This window comes from Geobacillus sp. BK01 (assembly GCF_052220245.1).
Classification (GTDB): domain Bacteria; phylum Bacillota; class Bacilli; order Bacillales; family Anoxybacillaceae; genus Geobacillus.
On record NZ_JBQPTH010000007.1, the window covers coordinates 102,960 to 126,647 of the forward strand.

Consider the following 23,688-nt stretch of genomic DNA (forward strand, 5'->3'; position numbering starts at 1 on the left):
ACAAAACGCAAATAAGGAGTGAACGAAATGAAACGAAAACGATCCCCGCTCACCAACCGTTTCAAATATATTCGGCCGGTTGAGCGCCAAGCCGACGGCCACAGTGAGACAACTTACGGCGACCGCGCCTGGGAAGACGCATACCGCCGCCGCTGGCAGCACGACAAAGTCGTCCGCTCGACCCATGGCGTCAACTGCACCGGGTCATGCAGCTGGAACATTTATGTTAAAAACGGCATCGTCACATGGGAAGGGCAGCAGCTCGACTACCCGTCGACCGGGCCGGATATGCCGGACTTTGAACCGCGCGGCTGCCCGCGCGGCGCGAGCTTCTCGTGGTATATGTACAGCCCGCTGCGCGTCAAATATCCGTACGTGCGCGGCGTGTTGATCGACATGTGGCGCGAGGCGCTCGCAGCTCATCCGAACAACCCGCTTGAAGCGTGGAAAAGCATCGTCGAAGACCGCGAAAAAGCAAAACGCTACAAACAGGCGCGCGGAAAAGGCGGGTTTGTCCGCATCAGCTGGGATGAAGCGTTGACACTGGTTGCCGCTTCCTTGTTGTACACGGTTGTGAAATATGGACCGGACCGCAACGTCGGCTTCTCGCCGATTCCGGCGATGTCGATGGTCAGCCATGCCGCCGGGTCGCGGTTTATGCAGCTGATGGGCGGACCGATGTTAAGCTTTTACGACTGGTATGCCGACTTGCCGCCGGCCTCGCCGCAAATTTGGGGCGATCAAACCGATGTGCCGGAGTCGAGCGACTGGTACAACGCCGGCTATATCATCACCTGGGGCTCGAACGTCCCGCTCACCCGGACGCCGGACGCCCACTTTTTGGCTGAGGTGCGCTACCGCGGCACAAAAGTTGTATCCGTCAGCCCGGACTACGCCGAGTCGACGAAATTCGCCGACGACTGGCTGTCGGTGAAGCAAGGAACGGACGGCGCCTTGGCAATGGCGATGGGGCACGTCATTTTAAACGAATATTATGTCAAACGAACCATTCCATATTTTGAACAATATGCGAAAACGTACACCGATTTTCCGTTCGTCGTCACCTTAAAACAAGACGGCGGCGCATGGACGGCCAGCCGCTTCCTCTTGGCGAAAGATCTTGGCAAACCAACCGGAAACGCTGAATGGAAACCGGTCGTCTACGATGAGAACACCGATTCGTTTGCCGTGCCGAACGGAACGATCGGCACGCGCTGGGAAGACAAAGGAAAATGGAACTTGCGCCTTGTCGATGAGGAAACGGGACAGCCGCTTGAGCCGCGCCTGTCGTTTTTAGGGTGCGAAGATGAGGTCATGTCCATCCAGCTCCCGTATTTCACTGATGAGGGCGGCAAAACGATCGAGCGCGCCGTTCCAGTCAAAAAAGTGCAAACCGAAACGGGCGACGTCTATGTCACAACTGTCTATGATTTAATTTTGGCCAACTACGGCATCGACCGCGGCATCGGCGGCACGGTCGCCCGCTCGTACGATGACAACGTTCCGTTCACTCCGGCGTGGCAAGAGGCCATCACCGGCGTCAAGCGCGAACTTGTCGTCAAAATCGCCCGCGAATTCGCTGACAACGCCATTGATACAAACGGCCGGTCGATGATTATCGTCGGCGCGGGAATCAACCATTGGTACAACTCCGATACGATTTACCGCGCTGTGTTGAACTTAGTGTTGTTCGTCGGCGCCCAAGGGGTGAACGGCGGCGGCTGGGCGCATTACGTCGGGCAGGAGAAGCTGCGGCCGGCGGAAGGATGGCAAACGATCGCCACCGCCCGCGACTGGGTCGGGCCGGCGAAACTGCAAAACGGCACATCGTTCTTCTACTTTGCGACCGACCAGTGGCGTTATGAACAGCAGCCCGTCGATGGGCTCGTCTCGCCATTGGCCAACAAATCGCGCTACTCGCATCCGGGCGATTACAACGTCTTGGCTGCGCGGCTCGGCTGGCTGCCGTCGTACCCAACGTTTAACAAAAACGGCATTGAATTGTATGAAGAAGCAGTGCGCCATGGAGCCCGCACGCCGGAAGAAATCGGCGCCTATGTCGCGAAACAGCTGAAAGAGCAAAAGCTGCAGTTTGCCATTGAAGATCCGGACGATGAGGCCAACTTCCCGCGCAACTTGATCGTCTGGCGCGCCAACTTAATTTCAAGCTCCGGCAAAGGGCACGAATATTTCTTAAAACATTTGCTCGGCACAACGAACGGCTTGTTAAACGACGACCGCGACAGCCTGCGCCCGGAAGAAATCCGTTGGCGCGACGAAGCGCCGGAAGGCAAGCTTGACTTGCTCGTCAACCTAGACTTCCGCATGGCCGGAACGGCGCTTTACTCGGACGTTGTCTTGCCGGCGGCGACTTGGTATGAAAAACACGACTTAAGCAGCACCGACATGCACCCGTTCGTCCATCCGTTCAACCCGGCCGTGCCTCCGCTTTGGGAAGCGCGCTCGGACTGGGATATTTTCAAATCGCTCGCCAAAGCGGTATCCGATGTGGCGAAACAAGCCGGCTTAAAGCCGATGAAAGAAGTCGTCGCCACCCCGCTGCTGCACGATACGGCGCAAGAGCTCGCGCAGCCGTTCGGTGAAGTGAAAGACTGGAGCAAGGGAGAAACCGAACCGATCCCGGGCAAAACGATGCCGAACATTCACGTCATCGAGCGCGACTATACGCTGATTTACGACCAGATGACCGCCTTAGGTCCGAACGTCGCCCGCCAACCGATCGGCACAAAAGGGATTTCTTGGTCGGCGAAAGACGAGTACGAACAATTGAAACGCCGGCTCGGCACCGTCCGGCGCGCTTCGATCGCCGATGGCTGCCCGGACATTAGCGAGGCGAAAAAAGCGGCGGAAGCGATTTTGACGCTGTCGTCGACCACCAACGGGAAAATGGCCGTCAAAGCGTGGGAAGCGCTCGAGAAAAAGACGGATCTAGAACTCGCCGATTTAGCGAAAGAGCGCGAAGAAGAATGCTTTACATTCGAACAAATCACCGCCCAGCCGAAAACGGTCATCACCTCGCCGGCGTTCAGCGGCTCGGAAAAAGGCGGGCGGCGCTACTCGCCGTTTACAACGAATGTCGAACGGCTCATTCCGTGGCGGACGTTAACCGGCCGGCAGTCGTATTACATCGACCACGAACTGATGCACGAGTTCGGCGAAGCGATGGCGACGTTCAAACCGGTGTTGCCGCACCGTCCGTTTTCAAACAAACACCCTGAAGAAAACGGCAAAGAAGTCGTCCTGAACTATTTGACGCCGCATAACAAATGGTCGGTCCACAGCATGTATTTCGATTCCTTGCCGATGTTGACGCTTTTCCGCGGCGGGCCGACCGTCTGGATGAACAAAGATGACGCGGCGGAAGCCGGCATCAGCGACAACGACTGGATCGAATGTTTCAACGAAAACGGCGTCGTCGTCGCCCGCGCTGTCGTCTCCCACCGGCTGCCGCGCGGCATGGCGTTCATGCATCACGCGCAAGACCGCCATATTAACGTGCCGGGCACGAAGCTGACGAACAACCGCGGCGGCACGCATAACAGCCCGACGCGCATTCATGTGAAACCGACGCACATGATCGGCGGGTATGCACAATTAAGCTACGGATTTAACTATTACGGACCGACGGGCAACCAACGCGACTTGTACGTCGTCATCCGCAAACTCGAGGAGGTTGATTGGCTTGAAGATTAAAGCGCAAGTCGGCATGGTGATGAATTTGGACAAATGCATCGGCTGCCACACATGCAGCGTCACATGCAAAAACACATGGACGAACCGCCCTGGTGCTGAATACATGTACTTTAACAACGTCGAAACGAAACCGGGAATCGGCTACCCGAAACAATGGGAAGACCAAGAGAAATATAGAGGCGGTTGGGAGTTGAAAAACGGCGAATTGCGGCTCAAGTCCGGCCCGAAGGCGACGCGGCTCGTCAACTTGTTCTACAACCCGTACCAGCCGACGATCGACGATTATTACGAGCCGTGGAACTACGACTATGAAACATTGACGAACAGCCCGCAAAAACAATACCAGCCGGTTGCCCGGCCGAAATCCAGCATCACCGGCGAATGGATGGAACTGTCATGGGGGCCGAACTGGGAAGACGACTTGGCCGGCGCCCACGTCACAGGGCTGCGCGACCCGAACGTCGTCAAAATGGAGGAGTCGATTCAGGCGGAATTTGAGGACGTCTTTATGATGTACTTGCCGCGCATTTGCGAACATTGCCTCAATCCGTCATGCGTATCAAGCTGCCCGTCAGGCGCCATGTACAAACGCGACGAGGACGGCATCGTCCTCGTCGACCAAAACGCCTGCCGCGCATGGCGGTATTGCGTGACAAGCTGCCCGTACAAAAAAGTGTATTTCAACTGGCAGACGAACAAAGCGGAAAAATGCACCCTCTGCTTCCCGCGCATCGAAGCCGGTTTGCCGACGATTTGTTCGGAAACGTGCGTCGGCCGCATCCGCTACATCGGCGTGATGTTGTATGACGCAGATAAAGTGAAAGAAGCGGCGAGCGTCGCAGATGAGAAACAGCTGTACCACGCCCAACTTGATATTTTCCTTGATCCGAACGATCCGGCCGTCATCGCCGCCGCGAAAGAAGCCGGCATTCCGGACGAATGGATCGCCGCCGCGCAGCGTTCGCCGATTTACAAAATGATCGTCGACTGGAAAATCGCCTTGCCGCTCCATCCGGAATACCGGACGCTGCCGATGGTGTGGTACATTCCGCCGCTTAGCCCGATCATGAATACGATCGAAGGAAAAGGAAGCAACGCCAGCGCCGATGACATTTTCCCGGCGATTGACAACATGCGCATTCCGATCGAATATTTGGCGAACTTGTTGACGGCGGGCGATACGGCGCATATCCGCACGACATTGAAAAAAATGGCGGCGATGCGTTCGTACATGCGGGCGATACAAACAAACAAACAACCGGACATTCGCCTCATCGAATCGCTCGGCTTAAGCCGCGAAGATATCGAAGAAATGTACCGCCTGCTTGCGATCGCCAAATACGAAGACCGCTTTGTTATCCCGGCGTCGCACCGCGAAGAAGTGGCCGACTTGTATGCGGAACAAGGCAGCTGCGGACTGGCATTCGCCGGCGGCCCGGGCGCTTGCGGCACGCTGTAGAGGGAGAAGGCGGGGCCCCGCCCCCTTTCCCCTTGAACAATAAAAATGGAGGATTTATGATGAACAGCGAACAACAACAAACGATCTTTTTGTGTGTGTCGTATTTGTTGTCTTATCCGGACGAACAGTGGGCCGAATCGCTCTCAGACTGCTTAGACGCCATCCGCTCGCTTGACGATGAGGCCGTTCGTACGCCGCTTTTGTCGTTTGCTGAACAAATCGCCGCCATCCCGGCCCGAAAGCGGATGGAGCGGTATGTGGACACGTTTGATTTCGGCAAAAAAACGAATTTGTACTTGACGTATATGACGAACGGCGAGCAGCGGGAGCGCGGGGTTGAACTCGTCGCCTTAAAAGCGCGCTACGAAGCGGCAGGATTCGCCATCCCCGATCACGAACTGCCCGACTACTTGCCGCTGATGCTCGAATGGATGGCGTATGCGGATCAGGAGCATGCCATCGCCTTGCTTGCCGACTATGCCAGCCACATCCGTGAAATCGGCGACCGGCTGGCCGCGGCGGGCAGCCCATATGCCCAGCTGTTTCAAGTGTTGAATCACACATTAACTCAACTCGGCGTGACGCCGATTCCGAAAGGAAGTGCAACGGCATGGTTAGCCAATTTCTCTGGGTGATTGTTCCGTATTTGGCGCTTGTCCTATTTGTCGCCGGCCATATTTGGCGCTACCAGCGCGACCAGTTTGGTTGGACGTCCAAATCGAGCGAGCTGTTGGAGAAAAAACAGCTGCGCCTTGGCAGCTTGCTCTTTCACTGGGGCATTTTGTTCGTGTTTGTCGGCCATGTGATGGGCATTCTCATTCCTGAGCCGTTTTATGAAGCGCTTGGCGTGACGGAGGAGACATACCACGTCATCGCCTTGGCGGGCGGCATTCCGGCTGGCTTGGCCGCGTTTGTTGGGTTGGTCATCTTATTCCGCCGCCGCCTGACGGTCAAGCGCGTGCGGGTGACAAGCAGCACCGGCGACTGGGTCGCGCTCGGATTTTTGCTCGCCGTGATCGCGAGCGGGTTATCATCGACGCTGCTGAACGTCAACTCACACGGCTTTGACTACCGGACGACGATCGGTCCATGGTTCCGCGGCCTTCTCACGTTCCGTCCGGATTCAGCCTACATGGAAACGGTGCCGCTTTGGTTCAAAATCCATATTCTGTCCGCGTTCGGCTTGTTCGCCGTCTGGCCGTTCACCCGTCTCGTTCACGTATTCAGTTTCCCGCTCCGCTACTTGCAGCGCAGCTACGTCGTCTACCGGAAGCGGGTGCCAAAATCCGTTGATTCGCTTGACCGCGCCCAGTAAGCGGGAAACAGCATGAAACCCACACCCGAGACCGTCATCACAGAAAACGGGATGCCGTTCATCCGCATCCCGTTCCTCTCCATCACGGTCCGGCGCCAAACTGATCAATCGGCGCGCCATGAAGAAAACGGGATGCTTCCTTATATGGAGCATCCCGTTTTTCGTTCCATCGTCACTCGTTAATGCGTGCCAACAACTCCTCTTTCTCCTCAGCCGATAACAGCCGCTCCGCCATCGGAAACAGCACATTTTCTTCCTTCATAAAATGCTCATCCAAAATATGATGCGCCTCAATGACCGCGCCGGCGAGCGTTAACGCCTGTTCGCTGTCCACCGTTTCCGGCAAATGGGTGGTTTTCTCCAAAAACATCGAAAGACGCGCTTTCGCCTGCTCGTGTTCGTATTCCATCACCGCGATCGGCCCGCTCGTCCGCCCGATGTATTCGGCCATCATCGGGAATAAGACGCCCTCTTCCCGCTCAGAGTGCGGATCCAACACCGCAACAAATGACGCTGTTTTTTTCCGCAGCTCAGCGAGCGGCTCACGCCAGTTACGGTCTGCCCCTTGGCCGATCGCTTCCGCTGTGGCGAGCAGCTGCTCCATTTGGGCGCGCAACGGGCCATGCTCCTGCTTTAGTTGCGCCAACCCGGCGCATAGTTTTACTCCTTCAGGTCCTCCCATATGGCAAAACGAATGCATCATCGACTCCTCCTTTTGCTCGGTTCGTTGCCTCCATTATACCGCGGGTGACGCCTTCGCCGTTGTGAGCGATATCACACACCTCGGCAAAAAAAGGGCACGCAACAAGCGTGCAACAAAAACAGCGAACCGCTGCTTCTTATAAATATGGATGCTCATGTTTCGCTTTTAAAATGCTCCATCTCCGCTCGACCTCTTGTTCTAACTCGTGTAGCAGACCCTCGTTTTCTTTCTGCAACAAATGTTTCGTTTTCCCCATGTACTTCAACCATTCACTTAACGGGACGCGGCGCCCTTTCGCTTCCGGGTCGTACGTGATCGTCGTTTTCCCCCGTTCCACTTCATACAGCGGGAAGAAACACGAATTCACAGCGGCCTCCAAAATTTTTTCCCCGTATCGCTCCTCCGATTTCCAGTTCAACGGGCAAGTGATGAGCAGCTTGCCGTACACTGTCCCTTCATGTTGGGCGTACCATTGCGCTTTCGCCGCCTTTTTCACCAAGTCTTGCGGAAACGCCTCCGTACCGGTGAAAACATAAGGGATATTCGTCGCCGCCATAATTTGCGGCGTATCTTTATGGTGGAACGATTTCCCGCGCTGCGTGTTCCCGACCCCGGTTGTGGTGGTCATGTGCCCCATCGGGGTGGAATACGACATTTGCGCCCCGGTGTTCATATAGCCTTCATTGTCATATTCAATGATGATAAGCTTATGGTTGCGCAGCGCCGCCCCGATGGCCGACCCCATGCCGATGTCCATTCCGCCGTCGCCCGTCACCATCACAAACGTTACATCGTCCGATACGTTCAGTTCCCCGCGCCGTTTCAGTTCAAAGAAGGCTTCAACCATCCCCGACAGCGTCGCCGCCCCGTTTTGGAACAAGTTGTGCACCATCGTCTGTTTGTGCGCGCTGTACGGATAAGCGGCGGAGACGACATACGCACACCCGGTTTGGAACAAGACGACGATATCGCCTTCAATTCCTTTGAAAAAGAGTTCAAGCCCTGGGAAAATGCCGCATCCCGGACATGCCCCATGCCCCGGGGCGAGCCGCTTCGGCTTGGCGGTCAGCGCCCTAAGCGGCGGAATTTTCACATTCAACCGTTTCGTTTTTTCATCCATTGCCACATGGATCAGCCCGGTGCGGAACGCATCGCCGTGGAGCGGCTCAAGCAGACGCTTCGGCTGCTGTTCAGGCTGTCCGGGCACATGGCCGAAATAGTCAAACGGCTTTTCGGCCCGGCCGTTTTCCATCACCTCGATGGCCATGCGGAACAACGCTTCCGCATCTTCGGTGTAAAAATCTTTGCCTCCAAGGCCGTAGACGCGGCTTACCACGATCGTCTCATTGTCGCGGTCTTCCTGCAGCGCCGCTTTCACTTCATGCGTCATGTTCGCCCCGTAAGCCCCGTACGAATCGGCCCGTTCGCCAATTAAGAGCACTTTCACGTGTTTCAGTGCCTGCCGGATTTCATCAGCCGGGAACGGACGAATGATGTTCGGGCTGACGACGCCCGCTTTCACTCCTTGTTTCCGCAAGCGGTCGGCGACATCTTTCGCCGTCTCAGCCGCCGAGTTCAACAAAAACAGCGCCACGTCGGCATCGTCCATCCGATACAAATCAAGCGGCTCATAGCGGCGCCCTGACCATTTTTCGTATTCGGCCGCCACCTGCCGGAACACGTCGCCGGCCCGGTATAAAGCGACCGATTGCTGATAATGGTTGTTGATCAAGTCATCGCCGCCCATATGCGCGCCGATCGTCACCGGCCGTTTCGGATCGGCCGCGGTCGGAAACCCTTCTTTGCGCGGGCCGATCAACGCCTGCACCGTTTCGCGGTCGCGGAAGTAATGAACTTTCCGTTTTTGGTGCGACGTAAAAAACCCGTCATAGGCGATGATGACCGGAAGGCGGACGTCTTCGTGTTCGGCGATTTTGAGCGCCATGACGTTCATATCGTAGACTGCTTGCGGCGTCCGGGCCAACAGCACGACCCAGCCGGTGTTGAGTGTAAAATACAAATCAGAATGGTCGCCGTGAATGTCAAGCGGGCCGCTGACCGAACGGGTGACGAGATTGAGCACCATCGGGAAGCGGGTGCCTGATTGCACCGGCAGCTGTTCAAGCATATACATGAGCCCGTTGGCGCTCGTCGCGTTCAGTACGCGCGCCCCCATCAGCGATGCGCCGTAACAAATCCCCGCCGAACCGTGCTCGCCGTCAGCGGGAATGAGTTTTGTATCGTGTTCCCCCCGCACCTTCATTTGATCGAGCAGTTGGGCGATTTCCGTAGATGGGGTAATCGGGAAGTACCCCATAATGTGATAGTTAATTTGGCTCGCCGCCAACGCCGCCATTTCATTGCCAGAAGCAAACGTCGTCTCCTGCACAGCGCGATTCGTCCGCTCGACCTCTTTTTCAATCATTGCCATGCTTCCGCTCCCCCTTTCCTAAACGAAAACGAATGTTTCAGCGAATGCGCTTCGGCAAACCCCGGCGTCTCCCGCTCGGCTGTTAAGGCGGCCGTCGGACACGCTTCGACGCATTTTAAACAAGCTTTGCAATATTGGTAGTCAAGACCGGCTAAAAACATTTGCTTCCGCCCTTTTTTGTCCACCCGTTCTTCCCAGACGAAACAAAGGTCGGGACAGACATTGTCACAGGCGACGCAATGAATGCATTTGTCCGCCTCCCAGCGCGGCAAAAACCCTTGCCGGGAACCGCTTACATTCTTCAACAAACTGTTCCCGCCGGCGACAATGACCCCGCCGATTAACTGGGTTTCATAGCCGAACCGGGGGAGCGGCCGAACGAACTTCTTCGCCTCCATGGAAGCGGCAGCAGTATGAAACCGCACTTCTTCGTAGCCGCGGCGAAACGCGCGAACGTTCGCTTCAATCAAGTGCGGCGCCTTCGTTGAAAACGTCCGGCGAATAACCGTTTCCATCGCTTCCGGTTCAATAAAGGAACAAACGCGCAACAACGCCCCTAACATCGGCGTATTGATTTTCACCCGTTCCTCGACAGCGATGCCAAGCGCATCGACGACGGCCAGCGTCCCATAAGGCAGGCGCAAATCGCGGCGAATCTCAGCGAACTCGCGCGTCGAGTTGACGACCGCCGTCCCGTCGGCGGCGAGGCCGCTCGTCACGTCCACCATCTTGGCGAGCGCTTCATGGAACACGCCGATCACATGTGGAGCCATAATCGGGCTATGATCGCGAATCTCAATATGCGGCTCACAAAAACGGATAAAGCTTTTCACCGGCGTTCCTTTTTTCTCGGAGCCATAGGAAGAAAAGTTCGACCCATTAAGCCCCGACCATAACACGCCCGCTTCGGCGAGCATCTTTCCCGCCAAGTTGGCCCCGAGTCCGCCGATTGACTCAAGGCGGATCTCAAAAAAGCCTTGTTCATTTGTCGTAGGCAGCATTGTCATCCCCCTCCCAATACAAAAAAATGCATCCCCCATTTTCATTATAAGTGAAAAAGGCTTGGAAAACTGTGACAAAAAATAAACAGTTTCAATTTTTTTATTAAACAGAGTAATATAACACGTTAAAATAAATAGTTTTTTTGTATAACAGGATCAACAAGTTATATAAAACAAAAAAAGCCCTCTAACGGGCTTAAGCATCAAAATAGCGGGCGAGCGTCACGATCATCGCTCCCATTCGCTCATGTTCCGGCGCGATGACGCGGCTGACCCCTTCTTCTTCGAGCGCTTCTTGCGTCACTTGGCCGACGGCGCAGGCGACAACATCGGTGCGAAACGCGTCAAGCAGCGGTTCGATCTCTTTTTTTTCACGGGCAAACGAAAAGAAAAAGCGGACTTGCATCGCCGATGTAAAACAGACGGCATCAACTTGGCGCCCGACGACCTCGTTGTACAACGCTTCAAGCGTTTCCTCATCCGGGGCGACGTGCCGGTATGGCAACAGTTCCGTATACGATGCGCCGCGCGCAAGGAAAAACTGCCGAAGCTTTGGCGCAGTGTCGCCGTACAGCTGGGCCACGACGTTTTTTCCGGCAACATCGTATGCAGCAAGGGCGCGGATCAGTCCTTTCGTCGTTCCGTCTTCACTTAATGCGGCCGGGGTGACGCCGATTTTTCTCAGCGCCGTCACCGTTTTATAGCCGCGGACGGCGATGTTGGCCCGTTCAACGGCCTGTCGCCATTCATCGGCGATCCCTTCCCGCCCGGCCGCTTCCCAAAGCGCCTCGACCCCGATTCCGGTCGTAAACACAATCCAATCGGGCCGCATGGCGATCACCGCCCGCATTTCCACGCCCAATTCTTCCCCTTTTCGAAACGTCGTTCCTTGCGCCGGGCGAATGACGGCCGTCCCCCCTTGCTTTTCGATCAGCGTCGCCATCTCGTCCAACTTGCGCGAGGCGCATAGCGCGATTCGCTTGCCGTGCATGTTCGTTCCTCCCTGTTGTCCGTTATTCGTCTCTTTCATTCTAAAAGACCGCTGCCCCTTACGCAACGAAAGCGTGTTTTTTCAGCCGATGGCGCTGACGGACAAAGCAGCCTGGGAAGCCGGCGTTTTAGGGAAAAGCCGTGACAAACGAGCCCGCTTAAGTTGAAAAACCTTGCAAACCCGGCTTTTTTCGTTGTCAGCCAAAGGGAATGAATTCGGCGGCATCAATCGTGTTTCACCGCCTTTCAGAGCCAGCACCCCGCCCCCACGCAGCAACAAAGGCGGACGCCGCTAGGCTCTTTCCTTGCGGCAACAGCCATCAAGCGGCCCAAAGCCGTTTCTTCCCTGAACATGGTCGCAAAAAACGGCATGTTATCGGCCAATACGAAAAGGTGCCCCGACCCGTTTCAGGACACCTTCCTGTCGTTTTAACGCGTATGTATCACGGCCTCTTCTCCGCGGCGGTCAAATGAACCGGTGATGCGCGTCGGCTCGACGGAAATGATCCGATCGAGCGGGATGTTCATCAGCCGCATTTGCCGATTGTAAACGAACAGTTTGCGCGCTTCTTGATACAGCTTGACTGGCAGCACGACCGTCTCCCCCTGCACCGTTTGCACACGTACCGGCTGCTTCTCCTCAATCCACGCCGAAAGCTGTTGGCACAATTCCTTCATTCACTCGCTCTCCCTTCTCATCTATTCCTACTTATGATTATAAAAGGAAAAGACGGAAAAAGGAGTGAAGAAAAATCAACAAATTCGACGAAAGGATGACAAAACGTGTCGATAAATCATTCGGCGCACGGAAGCGTTCCGTGCGCCAAATGATGTTGTCAGCGGTAAATCAACACGCGCGCCGCAGTGCGGTCGGCGCTTTCGCCGATGACGCGGATTTTCAACCCGTAGTTGGGCACGTTCCGCCCGGCATCTTCCACCCCTTTATTGTCATACGCCCGGCTGTCGTCAAACACCGGCGTCGGCGCTGTATCGTGGTCAATGAGCTGTGAGCCATCGATCGCCACGCGGAATGGAGCTCCTTTTTGCAGGCTGAACGCCGCATCATGCACTTGATAGCGGGTCGATGCTGTCGTGTTGCCCGACCATTTCAACGTATGCTGGTCGGCATCGACAACACCAAGGAACCCTTCGCCCGGATGGACGCCCGTCCAGTTGTTGTCATACCCTTCGTCCACATACCAGACGACGAGCCCCGGATCGTACGAAAGCAGCCGGTCGCCGCGCAAAATGTGGGCGAGCCCTTCATCGACGCCGCGGTGGTTGCGCCATTCCAGCAAATAGTAATGCTCGGAATACCGCTTGCCATCGCTCTTCTCAAAACCTTCCACTGCAAAGGCGCTGTCCCCTTCGGCGCCGTCGGCAAGCACGGTTGCCCCATCGGCCGCCACTTGAATGTTATCAATATACCAGCCGGCTTCCGACACCGCCACATCGGTGATGTAATGGAAACGGAGATCAATCGTTTGACCCGCATAGGCCGACAAGTCAAATTCCGCCTTCACCCAACCGTTTGACGCGCCGGTAATGCCGTTGCCGGGGTTTTGCCCGTACGGGTTGCCTGTCGTCGTGATATTTCCTTGAACCGTCGTCCATTCGCTGCTGCCATGCGGTTTCACTTCAACCGCTCCGTAATCCCAATCTTTCTCAATCGCATACCATGTGTCAAATGTCAGCGTCACCGTTGATGCCTCTGTCACATCGAGCGTCGTTGACATCGTATGATCCAGATTGTTCCCGCTTCCCGAGAAGTACGCATACGCACCGCTTGGCGGAGTGGTGACGACCGTTTCTTTCTCCGGCAAGTTGATGCGCACAGCGTCGTGGTTCGTCCCTTTCGTGCTCGCCTCGTCGAGCAATACGTCTACACCGTCTTTTGTAAGCTCATCCCATTCAACGGTCGCCCCGGTCAGCCAGTTGCTGCCTGGCATCGTCGATTGCAAAAACTGTTTCGCCCATGCGCTGAAGCCGGTCGGCTCGGTGCCTGGAATGCGCCCCGCCCAGCTTCCGCTCGACATGATGGACCAATAAGCGACCGGCTCGCCTAATCCGGAGTAAATCGTGTCGTATTCATCCGGCAATCCTAAATCGTGGCCGTATTCATGGGCGAACACCCCTGCCGCCCCGTCAGCCGGTTCGATTGTATAGTCATATGCTGCCAGCTGGCCGCGCCAATACGGCACATCGGCCGTTGTGTTCGGAATGGGATAGACCGATCCTAAATTCCAACGGTGCGACCAAATGGCATCTCCGCCGAGCGAACCGCCGCCCGCTTCTTCACCGACGCTCGAGTGAACAATCATTAAATGGTCGATCAAACCGTCCGGTTCACGGTAGTTGCCGTCGCCATCCAAATCGTACCGATCCTCTTGATCAAACTCGCGCAAATCAACAGTCGGATCTTTGGCTGCCGCCGCCAGCGCCTCGCGCACAAGCGCGCGTGGGTTGGCGTCATTCCCATCCGGCGCCGGCACATTGCCGCCGTAATAGTTAGCGGGATGTTGGGCTTTGTACCAGCCGGCCACTTTTCCCTCGATCGAATAGCTGCCGCCCGATTGCTCCTCATAATATTTTTTCACCGAAATGAGTTTTTCGCCGTTCGGCCCTTCGTAATAGCCGTCATCGCCGCCGAAAATCATGTCTTCATAATGTTCACGGGTATAATCTTTATAATACATATCCGTCTCATTCGGCTGGATGCTGTTATGCGGAAAATCTGGGTATTCAATGAGCAAAACGAGCACACGGTCAACCCGCTTGCCTCCGTTCCACGCCTCCGGCTTGACGGACGGAACGGAATGGTCTTTTGCTTGCCCAAGCTTTTTCCCTTTTCCGTTCAGAACGCCGTTTTTCTGTTGGTTCTCATGCAGCGCATCGGCCCGCTTTACCTCGTATTCGTACAGTTCCCCTTTTTCTTTCGAAGCGTGGGCCGCTTTTTGCTTTAAATAAGCGCGCACCGCCGCTTCCGCTTCAGCCGGGGTAGCATCGGCGCGAAGCTTGCCACTTTTTTTCAACATCTCAGCCAGCTTCTCTTCATTCGCCACTGCCAAATCAACCGGCCCGCCGTGCTTGGCCGTCAAAGGCGCTTCCGGATTGGCAGCCTGCGGGGCGGCCGCCGGCGCCGCCCATAGACCCATTCCAAGCGACAGCGCAGCAACAAGTGATGTGACCGACCGTTTCTTCAAAAACATCCCTCCATATCAAATAAAAGATTGATAGAAAATCTATACAATTAAAATATTATAGAATAATATGAAAAATGAAAGGGAATTTTTGACTAAGAACAAAAACAGTTCTTTGTACCTATGTTTGTCGAAAAAACGAGATTTATAGCAAAAAAAGACTATCAATTTCACCTTAACAGATCAGTGATGTTCCGGTTACAATGTAATATATTCGCAATTTTTGTAGAAATTCTAGTTATGCAGCTGACGATTGGAAAGAAGGTGCCGTGATGCTTAGTATTTTAAAAGACTTTTTGCTAAACTTGTTTTTTATTCTCCTGCCGGTGTTTCTTGTTCCGCTATGGACGGAACAAGAAAAAGGGCCGAAGCGTCTTCGCTTGTACTTGCCGACCGCTTGTTACGCGATTGTGATCATCTTATGCATCACCCTTCCGGTTAACGCGGGAAACGACTTTATTTTCGACTTGCGGCAAATTCCGCTTTGGGTCGGCAGCCTATACGGCGGGGCTGGGCCGGCCGCCTTGTTGGCGCTCGTGACGATCGTCTACCGCTCATTGTTTGGCGGAGCCGGCGTTTTGACTACTGTCGTTGTTTCCATCGCCATCGCTGCGGTCAGTAGTTTATGGACGAAACGGTTTGTGTCGCTGCCGTCCAAACAGCGCGTGCTGTTGGCGGTGTTGCTCAGCTTTGCATCCGGCCTATTGACGGTCACTATGGCAGAGTGGATCGTCGACAATCCGCCTCCGCTCCTTCTTTCACTTACATTTTTGCTCGTACAACCGGCAGGCATGCTCATCGTTTGCGCCGCCCGCGAGATGGTGCACCATAACATGGCACTGCGCAAGCGAATTATTCGCGCCGAGAAAATGGAAGCAGTCACCCATTTGGCGGCTTCCATCTCCCACGAAATCCGCAACCCGCTGACAGCGGCGCGCGGGTTCATCCAGCTGATTGAAGAGCAGCCGCTTGCCGCCGAGAAGCGCCGTCAGTACGCCCGCATCGCCATGGAAGAGCTCGACCGGGCTGAGGCGATCATTACCGATTATTTGACCTTCGCCAAACCGGCGCCGGAAACGCCGGAAAAACTGAACGTCAAGCTGGAAGTCGAACGGGTCATTGACATCATCCGCCCGCTTGCCAATATGCATTGCGTCGATATTCACACAACACTTGCCCCTTTTTCTGTTATCGGCGAGCGCGAAAAGTTTCGCCAATGTTTGCTCAATGTCATCAAAAATGCCATTGAAGCGATGCCAAACGGCGGAACGTTACACATACACGTCTCGATCGACAATGGGCGTGTGCTCATCCGCATTGCCGACACCGGTGTCGGCATGACGAAAGAACAACTTGAACGGCTTGGCGAGCCGTACTTTACGACAAAAGGGATCAAAGGCACCGGGCTTGGGATGATGGTTGCATATCGCATCATTGAATCCATGAACGGCACGATTCAAATCGAAAGCGAAATACATAAAGGAACGACGGTATCGATTTATTTGCCGCTCGCTCCGTCCCCATCTCCATCCACGATTTCCGATAAAGAAAAGCAGTTGTTTGCCGTCTTGTAAACGCCGGGGCAAGCCGGCGAAAGACGATAACCGACGGAACAAAGGATGCCTGTTCGGGCGTCCTTTTTCTTTGTCCTATATTCCCGCCAGTTTATCACCACTGGCGTTTTTGTTACAATACTATAGGATGGAAACATACCGAAGGAAAAGGAGACAGTTGCATGATTCACGTCAAAACGGAACGGGAAATTCAGTTGATGCGTGAGGCGGGGAAACTCTTGGCCGCCTGCCATCAAGAAATCGCCAAGCGCATCAAACCGGGGGTAACGACGATGGAAATCGACCGGTTTGTCGAAACGTTTTTGGCCAAATACGGCGCCAAGCCGGAACAAAAAGGATACCGCGGCTACCCATATGCCACGTGCGCCTCGGTGAACGACGAAATTTGCCACGGGTTTCCACGCAACGAGCCGCTTAAAGAAGGCGATATCGTCACGATCGATTTCGTGGTCAACTGGCGCGGAGCGCTCGCTGATTCGGCGTGGACGTACGCAGTTGGCGATGTCAGTGAAGATGTGCAAAAGCTGCTCCACGTCACGGAACAGTCGCTATACAAAGGCATCGAGCAGGCGGTCGTTGGAAACCGAATCGGCGACATCGGCCATGCCATTCAAACGTACGTCGAGCCGCACGGGTTTTCCATCGTCCGTGATTTCACCGGACACGGCATCGGGCCGACGATTCACGAAGAACCGTACGTTCCCCATTTTGGCGAAAAAGGAAAAGGGATGCGCTTAAAGGAAGGGATGGTCATTACGATCGAGCCGATGGTCAACATGGGGGCATGGCAAAGCAAAATGGACGCAAACGGTTGGACGGCGCGCACCGTCGATGGCTCTTATTCGGCGCAATATGAACATACGATCGCCATTACGAAAAACGGGCCGCTGATCTTAACGACGACGGCGTAATGATGCGAATGTTTCTTGTTCTCAACAGCTCGATTTTTTCGACATTCGAAAAACCCGGGTACACGCTTGCCCGGGTTTTTCGTCCTCTTCTCTCTATTCCCGTCAGACCGTGGCAGCCGCTCTGTTGCCATTACTTTCTCCTGTTCTTTTGTTTACATAACATAATTATGGTTACTATCCTTTAAAGATTTTCACGTAAAATGTCCGCTGACGCGGCCCATCGTATTCGCAAAAATAGATGCCTTGCCAGCGGCCAAGCAGCAGACGGCCTTCATGAATGATGACATGCTGCGATGCGCCGACCGTGCTCGCTTTCATATGGGCGGCGGTGTTTCCCTCCATATGGCGGTCAAGCGGATGCTCCCACGGGTACGTTTCATCAAACCGTCGCATCATATCGCGCTTCACATCAGGATCGGCGTTTTCGTTAATCGTGATGCCGGCTGTCGTGTGCGGGCAATACACGACCACCACCCCCTCTTCTACCCCGGACTGGCGCACCGCTTCTTCAACAAATGAAGTAATCTCCACCATTTCATCGCGTTTTGTCGTGCGAAGCGAAAAAGATTGAAGCATGTCTTTCACCCTCCCGAACAAACATTTTGTAGAACAAAGCAAAATTTGCTACTTTTTAATTATAGCGCATGGAGCAATCTCCCGCCTGACATCACCGCATGGAAATGGGAGTCTCCTCATAAAGATGATCGTGGAGGGAAAACTGCCGTGCCGAAACGATATACAAATCTTGACAACATCGTAACGCACAAAACATGGGCCGATTTTCGCCGCTGGCAGCGGGAGCGGAAACAAAAACAAAAAGATTTGTCATACATCGTCCCCCGTGTGGAGCCGCCGCAATCTGAGCGGCTTCACCATCCTGATGGGCGGCCGCAGCTTTGCTGGGTTGGCCATTCGACCTTTATCATGCAGCTGGCCGGCGTTACGATCGTCACCGACCCGGTTTGGGCGCAGCGGATGGGCACGGCCAAACGCTTGTCGGCTCCGGGCATCGCGCTTGAGGACATGCCGCCCGTTGATGCAGTGCTCATCTCTCACGGCCACTATGACCACTTGCATATCGGCAGCCTCCGCCGCTTGCCGGGCGACCCGCACGTGTTCGTGCCCGAGGGGCTCGGCCGCCTGCTCCGCCGCCGCGGCTTCCGCCATGTCACTGAGCTGTCGTGGTGGAAAACCGTTCCGTTCGGCAGCGTGTCGTTCACGTTCGTCCCGGCCCAACATTGGACGCGGCGGACGCTTTGGGATACGAACACCTCGCACTGGGGCGGATGGGTGATCGAGGCAGACGGCGCCCCCACCGTCTACTTCGCCGGCGACAGCGGTTACTTCCGCGGCTTTCGCGACATCGGCGAACGTTTTTCCATCGACTATGCGCTCTTGCCGATCGGCGCCTACGAGCCGGAATGGTTTATGGGACCGCAGCACACGACCCCGGAAGAGGCGGTACAGGCGTTTTTGGACTGCCGCGCCCGTTTGTTTGTCCCGATGCACTACGGCGCCTTCCGCTTGGCCGACGATACACCGAAAGAAGCGCTCGACCGCCTGCTCGCCGAATGGCGGCAACGCGAGTTGGATGACAGCCGCTTGCTTTGCTTGAAACTCGGCGAAGTGATCGATGCCGCTTCCCCACTAGCCGCCATGCAAAAAGAAAAAGGCGCCCGGCGGGGGTGAAAAAGCCGGCGGGCGCACCGAAAAGCGTTCCGGGTGTGCGGAACGCTTTTTCTCTTATTCTTGCACTTCTTTTTTCCACAGTCCAACCATCAATGCAGTCACAATAGAGCCGGCCAAAATCGCCAACATATAAAGCCATGCACTGCCTTTCACGATCGGGATGACGAACATGCCGCCATGCGGCGCCGGCAGCCCGATATGGAACAACATCGTCAACGCCCCGGCAACCGCCGAACCGACAATGATCGACGGAATGACCCGCACCGGGTCGGCGGCCGCAAACGGAATCGCTCCTTCGGTAATGAACGAAGCGCCCATCACATAGCACGTTTTCCCTGCTTCACGTTCGGCTTTTGTAAACTTTTTCTTAAACAGCGTCGTCGCCAGCGCCAATCCGAGCGGCGGCACCATCCCGCCGGCCATGATGGCGGCATGCGGCGCATAGTTGCCGGCGTCGATCATCGCAATCCCGAACGTAAACGCCGCCTTGTTGATCGGTCCGCCCATGTCAACGGCCATCATGCCGCCCAGCACGGCGCCAAGCAGCACTAAGTTCGCCGTTCCCATCCCGGAAAGCCAATGTTTCAGCCCTTCATTCAACGCTTTCACCGGATCGATGACGATATACATCATAATGATGCCGGTGAAGAAAATGCCGAACAGCGGATACAACAACACCGGTTTGATCCCTTCGAGCGACTGCGGCAAGCGACTGAACAGTTTCCGCAGCCCGACAACCAAATACCCAGCTAAAAAGCCGGCGATCAACCCGCCCAAGAACCCTGCACCGCCGTTGGCCGCCATAAAGCCGCCGACCATCCCCGGCGCAAATCCCGGCCGGTCGGCAATGCTCATCGCGATAAACGCGGCAAGCACCGGAATCATTAAGGCAAACGCGTTGCCGCCGCCAATGTCCATCAACGCTTTCGCAAACGGATGGTACGACGGGTCGTTCGGATCAAACGCCTTAATGCCAAACGTGAAGGAAAGGGCGATTAAAATCCCGCCGCCGACGACAAACGGCAACATGTTCGATACGCCGTTCATCAAATGTTTATAAAAACCGGTGCGCGGTTTGGCCGCCCCGCCGTCCCGCACCGCGCCGCTTGCCCGGTAAACCGGCGCCTCTTGGCGCAGCGCCTGCTCGATCAGCTTCTCCGGCTCGCGGATCGCCTGGGCGACCGGCACTTGAATGACATGTTTGCCGTCAAAGCGGTCCATGTCGACTTGTTTATCGGCTGCGACAATGATCGCCGCGGCTTCTTCAATCTCTTGGGCCGTGAGGGCGTTTTTCACTCCATCGGAACCGTTTGTCTCGACTTTGATCGATACACCCATTTCCGCCGCCTTTGCTTTCAAGGCATCAGCTGCCATATACGTATGGGCGATCCCGGTCGGGCACGCCGTAACCGCGAGCACTTTCCGCCCGCCCCCTGCCGGCGCGGCTGGCGATGGTGCTTCCCGCTCACTTTCTTTCGCCGCAAACAAACGGACAATCTCCTCCTCGCTTGAAGCGGTTTCAAGCTGAGTGCGGAACGATTCGTCCATTAACAGCGAGGACAGGCGGGCGAGCGCCTGCAAGTGCGTCTGTTCGCCGCCCTCCGGCGCCGCGATCATGAAAAACAAGCGGCTCGGCTTCCCGTCCAACGATTCATAGTCAATGCCAACCGCCGAACGGCCGAACGCCACCGCCGGGCGCTTGACCGCCGCTGTTTTGGCGTGCGGAATGGCGATGCCGTCGCCAACGCCGGTTGTGCTTTGTTGTTCGCGCGCCCAAATGGCTCGTTTGAACGCTTCCACATCGCTGACCGCCCCCGCCTCAGCGAGCTTGGACGCCAATTCGCCAATGACCTCGCTTTTTGTCTTCGCTTGAAGCTGAAGAATGATGGTTTCTTTCGTCAACAAATCAGTGATGTTCATTTGCACGGTCCCCCTTGATTTTCCGTTATAAACGCATGATGCGGACGCGTCTAGCAATCGTTTCCACTTCGTCTTTCGTGCATAAATCTTCGGAAAACGCGGTCGCGCTCCCGGCCGCCACGCTGCAGACAAACGCTTCCTCAACCGCTTTCCCGTCCGCGTGGGCGGCCAAAAAGCCAGCGACCATCGAATCGCCCGCTCCGACGGAATTTTTCACCGTTCCTTGCGGCGCCTCAGCAAACAGCGTCGCCTCTTCACTGAAGTAAAACGCCCCGTCACCAGCCATGGACACGATGACATGTTCAATGCCCATTTCGACTAGCCGGCGCCCATAGGTAACGATGTCTTCTCTTGTTGGTGTTGATACCCCAAACAACTCGGCCAGCTCGTGATGGTTCGGCTTGACAAGAAAGGGACGGTTGGCGAGCAAAGCCCGCAGCGCCGGGCCGCTCGTATCAACTGCCACTTTTCCTCCTTGCCGGCTCGCTTCCGCCGCAATTTGCCCGTATACATCCGGCGGCAATGATGAAGGTACGCTTCCCGCCAATACAAGCACATCGCCGACAGCCATTGTGCGGATTTTCGCCAGCAGCTGGATGATGTCCTCGTCGGCAATCGACGGCCCTTGGCCATTAATTTCCGTCTCGCGCCCTGCCTTTAGCTTGACATTAATGCGCGTCTGGCCGGAGACTCGAACAAAATCGGAAACGATCCCTTCTTTCCGGAGCTCGGCTTCAATAAACTCCCCGGTAAACCCGCCGACAAAGCCGAGCGCTACACTGTCGACACCGAGCCGCTTCAGCACGCGGGATACGTTAATCCCTTTCCCGCCCGGGAATGTCATCGTTTTCAATGCGCGGTTCAGTTCGCCGATGCGCAATTCATCGACATGGACAACGTAATCAACAGATGGATTGAACGTACAAGTGTAAATCATCGCGTCACAACCTCGACTGTCGTTTTTGCTTTGTATCGCTCTTGCCACTCCTCATCAAGCTCATCGGTGATCAAGACGGCTTCGTCCAAATCGGCAATTTTGGCAAACGCGCTTTCATTCAACTTGGAATGGTCGGCAAGCACATACGCCTGCTGCGCCAACTGCATCGCCGTATATTTGACGAGCGCCTCTTCTGGATCCGGCGTCGTGTACCCATGCTCATCATGAACGCCGTTCGCGCCGATAAAACATTGATCGAACCGATATTGCCGCAGCGATTCAATCGCGCCCCGCCCGATTAAGGCTTTCGTCTTCGGCTTCACCATGCCGCCAATGACATACGTCGTGATGCCATACTCGAGCAGCCGTTCCACATGCATGACGCCGTTCGTGACGACAACGACATCTTTTTCCGCCAGATGCGGAATCATTTCAAACGTCGTCGTCCCGGCATCCAAGTAAACGCAGTTGCCTTGTTGCACCAAACGGGCGGCATAGGCGGCGATCTGCCGTTTTTCTTCCATATATTTCAGCGATTTTTCCGACACGCTCAACTCTTCGCGTTTTTGCTGCAGCAAAGCTGCTCCGCCGTGAATGCGGCGCAGCTTTTTTTCTTTTTCCAACTGCGTCAAATCGCGGCGAATCGTCGATTCGGACGCCCCTGTCGCGTCAACAAGCTCTTGCAGCTTGACAACCCCTTTTTGCACCAATAAGTCCAAAATAAGGCGGTGGCGTTCTTCTGTCAGCACGTTTCCACCTCCGATAGTAGGCAATAGTGTCTATCTCTATCATAAGCGAAGGCAAGCAAAAAATCAATCATAATCATCCATTTTCATTCATTAATAACCAAAATAATATCAAAAACAATCACAAACGGTCGACAACAACAAAAAAAACATTGCCCTTCATGCTGATGGGGCAATGTTTCCCACTACAACCCGGAAAGATATAGCTGAATGTCCAACGAATCGATTTGCGAGACAAGCAATTCCTCATACTTCTTTTGTGCGAAGAAACGCACCTCCGTCTCCGCCATGCCCGGATGTTCGGTTTTGACTTGCTTCACCATGTCGTTCCACACGTTTTGCGCGAGCAACACAAGCCGGACATAATGCCGTTCTTGCTTCCAAAATGCCGTTTCCCCGTATTGGCGGATGAGCGTTTGCGCCGTTTTGCTTTCGCTGTATTGATTCTTTCGCTTTTCCATCTCGCGGTCAACCGCCTGCTGGCCGACTGAATACCCTTTTTCTTCCGCAAGCAGCGCCATCGAGTGCAGTTCGATGAGGTGAGTGAGAGCGGAACGGGGCTCAGCCGTCGCATTAAGTTGCCGCTCCCAATAGCTGAGCCGCTCGGTGAGCTCCGGGCCGCGCTCGTTCTGTTGGATCTCCTCCATAGCCGAGGAGATCTCAATTTTCCGTCGTGTTTGGTAAAACTTCACTTCCGCTGCCGTAATCGCTTGGCCGTTGATCATCGCGGCAACATCTTGCCGCTTGACCGTCAGTGTCACAAGCTTTTCCGTCATTTCGCTCCCGTCTTTCATTTGCAACAAAACATCCCATTCTCCTTCCATCGGCAGCTGCACTTGTCCCTCATAAAGGCCGGGTTCCCCTTCTTTCAACGCGGCAACGATTTGCCCGTGGTCCATGTTCGCCATCTCAAATATCGCCGTCACCTCAAGCCCGCTGGCCGGTTCCCCGTTCTTTTGAATGGCAACCGCAAACGTGGAAGCTGTTCCTTCCTTATAAAAAGGGGTGGTTTTCACCGACACAGTCCAATCGCTTCCTTGGCATCCGGCGAGCAACACCAAAAGTGCTGCCATAATCATCATCCATTGCCGCTTCACG

The 23,688-nt window shown here is 55.2% G+C and carries 19 protein-coding genes; 8 read left to right on the forward strand and 11 right to left on the reverse strand.

What is annotated here, in order from left to right; translation table 11 throughout:
- Positions 1-27: 27 nt before the first annotated feature.
- From ACTVDO_RS09810 to ACTVDO_RS09830, 5 genes are read left to right on the forward strand one after another with little or no spacing between them, the layout of a single operon-like run.
- On the forward strand, positions 28-3,714 hold the full coding sequence (locus ACTVDO_RS09810; RefSeq protein ID WP_442901433.1) for a nitrate reductase subunit alpha: 3,687 nt from the start codon (positions 28-30) through the stop codon (positions 3,712-3,714).
- Positions 3,704-5,173 (forward strand): nitrate reductase subunit beta, encoded by a 1,470-nt coding sequence (gene narH, locus ACTVDO_RS09815; protein WP_020959954.1) that lies wholly within the window; start codon positions 3,704-3,706, stop codon positions 5,171-5,173. The genes ACTVDO_RS09810 and narH overlap by 11 nt, the downstream gene beginning before the upstream one ends.
- A gap of 59 nt (positions 5,174-5,232) precedes the next feature.
- On the forward strand, positions 5,233-5,808 hold the full coding sequence (gene narJ, locus ACTVDO_RS09820) for a nitrate reductase molybdenum cofactor assembly chaperone (protein WP_020959955.1): 576 nt from the start codon (positions 5,233-5,235) through the stop codon (positions 5,806-5,808).
- Positions 5,784-6,488 (forward strand): respiratory nitrate reductase subunit gamma, encoded by a 705-nt coding sequence (gene narI / locus ACTVDO_RS09825; RefSeq protein ID WP_442901434.1) that lies wholly within the window; start codon positions 5,784-5,786, stop codon positions 6,486-6,488. The genes narJ and narI overlap by 25 nt, the downstream gene beginning before the upstream one ends.
- A gap of 12 nt (positions 6,489-6,500) precedes the next feature.
- On the forward strand, positions 6,501-6,671 hold the full coding sequence (locus ACTVDO_RS09830; RefSeq protein WP_020959957.1) for a hypothetical protein: 171 nt from the start codon (positions 6,501-6,503) through the stop codon (positions 6,669-6,671).
- Here the strand turns inward: ACTVDO_RS09830 and ACTVDO_RS09835 are convergent.
- From ACTVDO_RS09835 to ACTVDO_RS09860, 6 genes are all read right to left on the reverse strand, one after another.
- A complete protein-coding gene (locus ACTVDO_RS09835) occupies positions 6,661-7,188 on the reverse strand; it encodes a hemerythrin domain-containing protein (RefSeq protein WP_020959958.1) in 528 nt (175 codons plus the stop codon). The genes ACTVDO_RS09830 and ACTVDO_RS09835 overlap by 11 nt on opposite strands.
- A 139-nt stretch (positions 7,189-7,327) precedes the next feature.
- Positions 7,328-9,622 carry a thiamine pyrophosphate-dependent enzyme gene (locus ACTVDO_RS09840; protein WP_442901435.1) on the reverse strand — a complete coding sequence of 765 codons (2,295 nt, stop codon included), beginning with the start codon at positions 9,620-9,622 and terminating at the stop codon, positions 7,328-7,330.
- The gene (locus tag ACTVDO_RS09845; RefSeq protein WP_442901436.1) at positions 9,613-10,629 is read right to left on the reverse strand and encodes a 2-oxoacid:acceptor oxidoreductase family protein; all 1,017 of its coding nucleotides are present in this window, start codon (positions 10,627-10,629) and stop codon (positions 9,613-9,615) included. Before ACTVDO_RS09845 ends, ACTVDO_RS09840 begins: the two co-directional genes overlap by 10 nt.
- A 190-nt stretch (positions 10,630-10,819) precedes the next feature.
- Positions 10,820-11,614 (reverse strand): uroporphyrinogen-III synthase, encoded by a 795-nt coding sequence (locus ACTVDO_RS09850; RefSeq protein WP_442901437.1) that lies wholly within the window; start codon positions 11,612-11,614, stop codon positions 10,820-10,822.
- Positions 11,615-12,042: 428 nt separating this feature from the next.
- Positions 12,043-12,291, reverse strand: a complete 249-nt coding sequence (locus tag ACTVDO_RS09855) for a hypothetical protein (RefSeq protein WP_020959963.1) — start codon at positions 12,289-12,291, stop codon at positions 12,043-12,045.
- Between the two features lie 158 nt (positions 12,292-12,449).
- On the reverse strand, positions 12,450-14,816 hold the full coding sequence (locus ACTVDO_RS09860) for an immune inhibitor A domain-containing protein (protein ID WP_041267912.1): 2,367 nt from the start codon (positions 14,814-14,816) through the stop codon (positions 12,450-12,452).
- 269 nt (positions 14,817-15,085) lie between these two features.
- Between ACTVDO_RS09860 and ACTVDO_RS09865 the strand changes: the two genes are divergently transcribed.
- Together ACTVDO_RS09865 and map are read left to right on the forward strand one after the other, a co-directional pair.
- On the forward strand, positions 15,086-16,387 hold the full coding sequence (locus ACTVDO_RS09865) for an ATP-binding protein (protein ID WP_020959965.1): 1,302 nt from the start codon (positions 15,086-15,088) through the stop codon (positions 16,385-16,387).
- Between the two features lie 161 nt (positions 16,388-16,548).
- Positions 16,549-17,298: a type I methionyl aminopeptidase gene (map, locus tag ACTVDO_RS09870; protein ID WP_020959966.1), complete on the forward strand. Its 750-nt coding sequence runs from the start codon at positions 16,549-16,551 to the stop codon at positions 17,296-17,298.
- A gap of 174 nt (positions 17,299-17,472) precedes the next feature.
- Here the strand turns inward: map and ACTVDO_RS09875 are convergent, their stop codons facing one another.
- Positions 17,473-17,874: a secondary thiamine-phosphate synthase enzyme YjbQ gene (locus ACTVDO_RS09875; RefSeq protein WP_020959967.1), complete on the reverse strand. Its 402-nt coding sequence runs from the start codon at positions 17,872-17,874 to the stop codon at positions 17,473-17,475.
- Positions 17,875-18,021: 147 nt separating this feature from the next.
- On the opposite strand from ACTVDO_RS09875, the gene ACTVDO_RS09880 reads away from it, so the two are divergent.
- Positions 18,022-18,987, forward strand: a complete 966-nt coding sequence (locus ACTVDO_RS09880) for an MBL fold metallo-hydrolase (RefSeq protein WP_020959968.1) — start codon at positions 18,022-18,024, stop codon at positions 18,985-18,987.
- A gap of 54 nt (positions 18,988-19,041) precedes the next feature.
- Here the strand turns inward: ACTVDO_RS09880 and ACTVDO_RS09885 are convergent, their stop codons facing one another.
- The 4 genes from ACTVDO_RS09885 to ACTVDO_RS09900 all read right to left on the reverse strand — a co-directional run bounded on the left by ACTVDO_RS09885 (position 19,042) and on the right by ACTVDO_RS09900 (position 23,687).
- Entirely contained in the window at positions 19,042-20,907 is a 1,866-nt protein-coding gene (locus ACTVDO_RS09885; RefSeq protein WP_020959969.1) for a PTS fructose transporter subunit IIABC, read from the reverse strand.
- A 25-nt stretch (positions 20,908-20,932) separates the two neighbouring features.
- Positions 20,933-21,844 carry a 1-phosphofructokinase gene (pfkB, locus tag ACTVDO_RS09890; protein ID WP_020959970.1) on the reverse strand — a complete coding sequence of 304 codons (912 nt, stop codon included), beginning with the start codon at positions 21,842-21,844 and terminating at the stop codon, positions 20,933-20,935.
- The gene (locus tag ACTVDO_RS09895; protein WP_020959971.1) at positions 21,841-22,593 is read right to left on the reverse strand and encodes a DeoR/GlpR family DNA-binding transcription regulator; all 753 of its coding nucleotides are present in this window, start codon (positions 22,591-22,593) and stop codon (positions 21,841-21,843) included. The genes pfkB and ACTVDO_RS09895 overlap by 4 nt, the downstream gene beginning before the upstream one ends.
- Before the next feature lie 182 nt (positions 22,594-22,775).
- Positions 22,776-23,687, reverse strand: coding sequence for a FixH family protein (locus ACTVDO_RS09900; RefSeq protein WP_442901438.1), 912 nt, complete (start codon positions 23,685-23,687; stop codon positions 22,776-22,778).
- Position 23,688: the final 1 nt, after the last annotated feature.